Consider the following 6,673-nt stretch of genomic DNA (forward strand, 5'->3'; position numbering starts at 1 on the left):
TCCTGTTTAAAAGGAGGCAGCGACTCAAGTTACCCAGGCATTTTGTCTCCCATAGCTAAAGCTTATAGGTTTCCCAACTACTGATTTGTTTTAGCTGACTCAAATATATTATCCTCCCGTAGCTAAAGCTGACGGATCTCCCAAATACCGATTTTGTTTTAGATGACTCAAATATATCATCCACGCCAAAAGCAACTTAAATCTTTAGTCGAAAAATTATCTATTCCTCAGCACAGTTCAATTAAATGGAATTTGCTAGACTTGGCTTTAACCCACTCTACAGTTTCATCAACACATAACTATGAAAAATTAGAGTTTGTAGGAGATGCAGTAGTGCGACTCGTAGCTGCTGAATTACTGTTAGAAAATTATCCTCATTGTCCTGTAGGAGAATTTGCTGCCATTCGTTCCATTTTAGTTAGCGATCGCTCTCTAGCACAAATCGCCAATAAATATGGATGGGGTCGCTATTTACTGGTATCCAAAAGTGCAGCAGGGGATAAAGCTGGAGAAGAGTCTCGACTAGCAGATTCTTTTGAAGCTGTTTTAGCTGCTCTTTATTTAAGTACCAATAACTTGGAATTAATCCGCCCCTGGCTAGATTATCACTTTGAAAAGTTAATTGCAGAAATCCGCAGCGATCCCGCCCGTCAAAATTATAAGGCTGCTCTCCAAGAATGGACTCAAGGTCACTACAAAACACTACCAAATTATCAAGTTCACGAAGCAAATAAGATTCATGGCGATCGTGGACGTTTCTTGGCAGAAGTTTGGTTTAAAGACAAGAAACTTGGTGTAGGTAAGGGACCATCAATTAAAGCTGCAGAGCAAGCCGCAGCTAAATCTGCTTTAGATTTCTTACAGCAGTCCGGAACAGAGAATATAAAAGAAGAAAAGAGGATGAAAAAAGATTAAATTTTCACTTTTGTCAGAGGTCTTTGACAGAAATTGACAAATCAAAATTTTGAACAGTTATATCATGTCCGGTTGAATACTTATAAATAAACGACGGAGTCCTCAGTCCTCAGGAGGGAAGAAAGAAGGAAGAATGAGGAAGTTTTTTTCATCACTAATTATCCGGACATCATATTAGATGAAAAACTCTAGTATTCGACATCTTAACCTGAATGTGATAGGGTTAAAACACCAGTCAACGCCAATTCATATCAGCTCAATCTTTTATATTTAAACTTATGGAAATAGGAATTGTTATATTTGGTGCAGGTCGTTGGGGAGTTCACTTAGTTCGGAACTTCCTGAATCATCCTCAATCTCAAGTTATTGCTGTAGTAGATCCTAGCCCAAAACAATTACAAGCAATTCAAGAGCGGTTGCAATTAGATCGAGATATCATGTTAATAGAAAGTTGGAAAGAAGCGTTAGAGCTACCAGGAATTACAGCAGTAGCGATCGCCACTCCAGCTTCTACCCACTACGAGATTATTAGTGCTGCTCTGAAAAAAGGTTATCACGTTTTTTCAGAAAAGCCTTTAACGCTTGAACATTCAGAGTCAGTTGCACTATGTAAATTAGCCGAACAACAACAACGTCAACTTTTTGTCGATCACACTTACTTATTTAATCCGGTTGTACAAACAGGGAAAACTATAGTTACAGAAGGTAGGTTAGGAGAGTTGCGTTATGGCTATGCGACACGGACTCATATTGAGCCTGTGCGCCCAGATGTTGATGCACTCTGGGATTTAGCAATTCACGATATTTGTATTTTGAATGCTTGGTTACAGGAAACACCTGTGGAAGTACAAGCAAATGGTATAGTCTGGCTCCCCCAACAACCGCCACAGTCAGATTTAGTTATGGCTAAACTAACTTATCCTAGTGGTTTTCAAGCTTTTTTACATCTGTGTTGGCTCAACCCTGATAAACAACGTCGTTTAGGAGTAGTAGGTAATCAAGGAACATTAATTTTTGATGAAATGTCAGCCGAGCAACCTTTAGTTATTCAACATGGTCATTTAGAATATCTGGGCGATCGCTGGAAAGCAGTAGATGTCAGTCGGGAAGTCTTAACGGTCGAAAAAGCTGAACCTTTAGCTCAAGTGTGCAATGAATTTTTAAATTGTATACATCAGAATACTACTTCACAAATTTCTTCTGGTTGGGTAGGTGCTAAATTAGTAGGAATCCTCTGTGCTTTAAATGATTCTCTTCAGCAAGGAGGAAAAACAATCAAATGTGACCAATCTTAAAATATTAACATACTCCCGACCTTGTATTTAGGTGGCAACACGGAATTTTTATACCAGTTTAAAATCTAAAGTGGCATAGAGGAAGACTAATAATTGAATAATTGAAGTATCAGCATAATTATAGCATTAATACATGGTAATTAGTATAAGTTTTCTGGGCATTTTTTTGATAGCCTTGTTTCGAGTCAAAACAGTGAATTTAACAGATATGGCCACAGGATTTACCGAATAATTAATAATTAAATAATTAAACAGTTTAGGTTAAAAGCCTCCCCTTTCAAGGGGAAAAAAGCGGTCGGAAAGCGGAGCATTCCGTCAGGATGGGATGGCGTTTCGGCTGTCGCCGACATGAAAAGCGGAGCGGCTATGCACTCTTCGGGAAACCTCGCCATATCCAATCGACCTAGAAAATAAATTTTTTCCTTATTGGTCAATCATCTCCCTTTTAGGGCTATGCTTTACCCACATCTTTCTTAACATAAAGCTTTACAAAATAGACGAGTTATGCACAAGTCTTTGGTCGGCTTTTTTGGGATAAAAAATGTATGTAAAAATACATTTTTTTTGACAACTTCAGTAGTTTTACTTAGCTACTATGATTTTTTCTCCTTTCTTCCCTGCTCCCTGCTCCCCTTCTCCCCACAAGGGTTTCAAGACTTATGGGTAAGGGATAGCTTTTAGGGAGAGGTAATTATCCATTATCAATTATCCATTATCCATTAATGAAAGGTAGTGCCAAAACCGAATCAAACTACAAACATCTACAAAGATTCTTCGATACTAATATTCAACACTCTGAGCGTTTGAGCAGATTGTTTGCTTTGCTAAGTAGGGTTTGCTGAAAAAGTCTTATTAGTGAGGGTAAAACTCAGAACTCAGAACTCAGGATAAATAGGAATTATAGAGGAGGTAGTCGGAATAATTGTAAGAGTGATTTTTCTACCCTTGTCTGCTCAAAATATTAAAATTTTGAGCTTTTTCGACCGAAAAGCTGGTACTTTTTTCACATAATAATAAAGGCTTTAGCCTTTATCTGTAAATGCTTTGAAAGTTAATCAATCAGTAAGCCCTAAGTATTGCAATATGTTTGGGTAGATTGTACTGGTAAGCAGCTGACACAAAACAAACCAATCACAACCAAAAAACATGGACGTAAAGCCAAGAGAATTTTTCGTTGCGGTTTTGACGATCTTCGCCGTCTTCTTCTGAACTTATACCAATTCTCAAAAACTTTGCTATACTTAAATTTTTTATTTCTAAATACTATTTATTAAAGTAATTAGATTGTTTACGCTCCCTATGTTATATCTCTCGTTATTTTGACTACTTTCCCAGCCTAGGATTACTTTTGATAAATGGTATTATATCATGCATGAAAAAATAATTTTACGAATAATAAACAGTATTAAAAGATTTTATCGGAAATTTGTATTTTACGAAAAAGATAAGTTACGATGTAAAAAAATGTATCAAACCTATTTATTCTGACTCTGTCCGACTGACTTCCCCTCCAGGGAGGGGTTAGGTGTGGCTTGACTCCTAAGAAATACCCTAGCTATTTGTAGCAAACACTTATCATGCTTGGTATTAGATCAATATGAATCTGATTTTAGCCACACTTTTCAATTTTTGTCCTGTACTTAGGGAATAGGCTGTATCATTTTGGATGAACAGTTATAAATCATTGAAGAAAGAGCTAGTAGCCAAGAGGGAGAAGATAGCTAAGAAAAAAGGTACAAGGAGGAGAAGAAATAGAAAGTTTTTTATCCCCAATTAAATTGCTATAAATTAACTCTGAGAATTCAATTTAATTTCTGTTGAAATATACAGTTTTTCCTCAGATGATAGTATTTTCTTAATTGGCATAGTAATATTAACTGTAGTTCCTTGATTTATGCCTTCACTAGAGAGTTTAATATCACCATTCATCATTTCCATCAGACTGCGAGAAATTGCTAATCCTAATCCATTGCCACCAAATTTACGGGTTTTTGTACCATCTACCATTACAAAAGGTTGAAATAATTTATGCTGTTGTTCTAAATTAATACCAATTCCTGTATCTTGAATTGTAACTAAAACCTCATTAACTTTCTCACCCTGAAAATCCATTAAATAATTGGTGTTTTTACAAATACTTGATTCATTATATTTGAGGCTAATAGAAATATTAATACTCCCTTTTTCTGTAAATTTAATTGCATTACTAATAACATTTTTAAACACCTGCTTTAACTTTTCTATATCAGCGTAAACAATTATTAGTTGTGGAGGAAGATTTAGTTTGAAAAGTAGAGATTTTTGTTGAATATTGTCTCTAAACGAATCCACTGTCTCTTGTAACAATTTGATAATATTGACATCCTCAAATATCATAGATAAAGTTCCTGAATCAATTCTACGGATCTCCAGGATATCATCAATAATTCTTAGCAAATGAATAGCCGAATTATTAGCTTGTTTCAAGAAATCTATTTCTTCTTCTCTACTATCACAAAAACCATCACAAATTAATTGAAGTGAACCAATAATTCCGTTAAGTGGAGTTCTTAACTCATGGGAAATATTCGCCAAAAATTCACTTTTTAGCTGATTAGCAACCTGAGCCTCTTTAGAAGTTACTTCTAGTTGATAAGCCCACTTCTTTAGCCTTTCTACCATCTTCTGTAATGAAATTGATAGTTGATTAAACTCGCTAATTTTTATGTTTTGAGGTACTTTCTTGGGAGAGTCTAAATCATTAACAGTAATGGCATAATCTCGCAGTTTTTCCAAAGGACGAGCCAAATCACGAGCCAAATAAATAGTTGCTATTATACTAGCAGCAACTAAACCTAAAACTAGAATAATTAGCACCTTTTGAACTTCTCTAAGACCAGATAAAGCAAAATCTATAGGTGTAATTGCTAAAACAATCCACTGATTATCATTATCTTTATCTATAGGACTAGGAATAGCAACATACCCCGCTAAAAATTCATTATCTGCTGATAATTTAAGTCCTAACAATTCAGGCAATATCTTTTTTAGTTCATCAATAATTTCTCTCCAAGAATTTTTACTTCCATCATTCCTACTGGAAATATCTGTTTCCTCAAAAGAAAATATATGGGCAAAATCCTTTTTGCCTTCCTGTGCATTTCTGATAATACTTTCTAGTTTCCCTGCATCTGGCCCTTCAGAAATATTACGTCCCAGTCTACTAGGGTCTGGACTAGCCAATATCGTACCCTTATAATCAATTACTACAGTTGAACCTGTCAGTGAGCCTCTTTTTCTATTGGTATGCATTGGTAAAGCTGACTTAATACTCAAGGCATACTGCAATTTTTTTTCGCCAGCTTCAACAACATATACTGGTACACTTAAACCTAAGCTAACTTGTGTTTTTTGATTGCCTTCCTGATTATTTGAGCCATCCTCTGAACTTAACTGTTCTGGCTGTATGTAACTCATGTAAATATTGGAGTTATCCCTAATAAGTTGTTTCTGCTGTTGAGGCCATATATTTTCTGATAAAGAATGTATTGATTCAGCACCACAAGTATTCGCGACGATCTGCTCAGTTTGTAAGTTACTCAATTGAACGCAACTTACCTGACTAGATAACATTTTGTATAACTGTTCAACATAATTTTGATACTCTTGAGTTGTACCAGATTGAAGTACATAGCTTTGGCTGGCACTAACTAAATTCGATTCTAGGGATTTTGCCCATTGTTGAATATCTTCGGCCTTTCTGTCTGCGCTTTCTTTCAGGTTTTGGCGAGCAGTGTCTAGAAGGGTAGAACGTGCTTGCCTATAGATTATATACTGACCCAATATTAATACTGGTACAGTAAGTAGCAATATTCGCGATAGTAGAATCCTGCGAAATGAGGATGGAACTTGTTTAATCATAACATTTTTTACCGACAATTTTGGTCTAGAGCAACATCCTAGAAAGGACAGCTTTGTGTTATAATAAGACTCTTATAAATACTTATGTTTGTTCAGGCTTAAGAAAAGGCTATTAAAAAACAACCAGGGATGAGTTATTCTATATATTCACTATTCCATGGTATATCGTACCTGATTATATTGACTCTATAGAGTAAAACTACTAACCTCGAAAAACTATTATGTTCTACTCTTGAATACACATCTAGTTTGACTCCATAACTTAATTTCAAGTCTATAGAACCCAAAGCTTTGCGTTAGTAAAACCGACCCTCCGTCTAGATTTAATATTCCTTTGACAAACAGTCTCTTATAGAACCAATTTGATAGCTATATAATCACTATATAATCACTATTTGCAAGTCTTGTAAGCATCAGTTTTGATCTAAAAATTAGCCCCCAAATTTAAGTTTACCTATTACTAAACAGACATTTTTTCTGCTCCTAATTCCTGATTCCTGGCTCCTAAAAAACTTAATGTAGAAAATATCGACAGAACTAGGCAATAGGGGTACGACTTTCAA

Annotated in this window: 3 protein-coding genes; 2 read left to right on the forward strand and 1 reads right to left on the reverse strand. The window is 35.5% G+C overall.

Features of this window, described 5'->3' with window-relative positions; all coding sequences use genetic code 11:
• Positions 1–162 precede the first annotated feature (162 nt).
• Positions 163–915 carry a ribonuclease III gene (rnc, locus tag F6K22_RS26525; protein ID WP_293104960.1) on the forward strand — a complete coding sequence of 251 codons (753 nt, stop codon included), beginning with the start codon at positions 163–165 and terminating at the stop codon, positions 913–915.
• 278 nt (positions 916–1,193) lie between these two features.
• Positions 1,194–2,210 (forward strand): Gfo/Idh/MocA family protein, encoded by a 1,017-nt coding sequence (locus F6K22_RS26530; RefSeq protein WP_293104963.1) that lies wholly within the window; start codon positions 1,194–1,196, stop codon positions 2,208–2,210.
• Positions 2,211–3,998: 1,788 nt separating this feature from the next.
• Here F6K22_RS26530 and F6K22_RS26535 read toward each other — a convergent pair.
• Positions 3,999–6,032: a sensor histidine kinase gene (locus F6K22_RS26535; RefSeq protein ID WP_293104965.1), complete on the reverse strand. Its 2,034-nt coding sequence runs from the start codon at positions 6,030–6,032 to the stop codon at positions 3,999–4,001.
• Positions 6,033–6,673: the final 641 nt, after the last annotated feature.

The organism is Okeania sp. SIO2F4 (assembly GCF_010672385.1).
Taxonomy (GTDB): Bacteria; Cyanobacteriota; Cyanobacteriia; order Cyanobacteriales; family Microcoleaceae; genus Trichodesmium.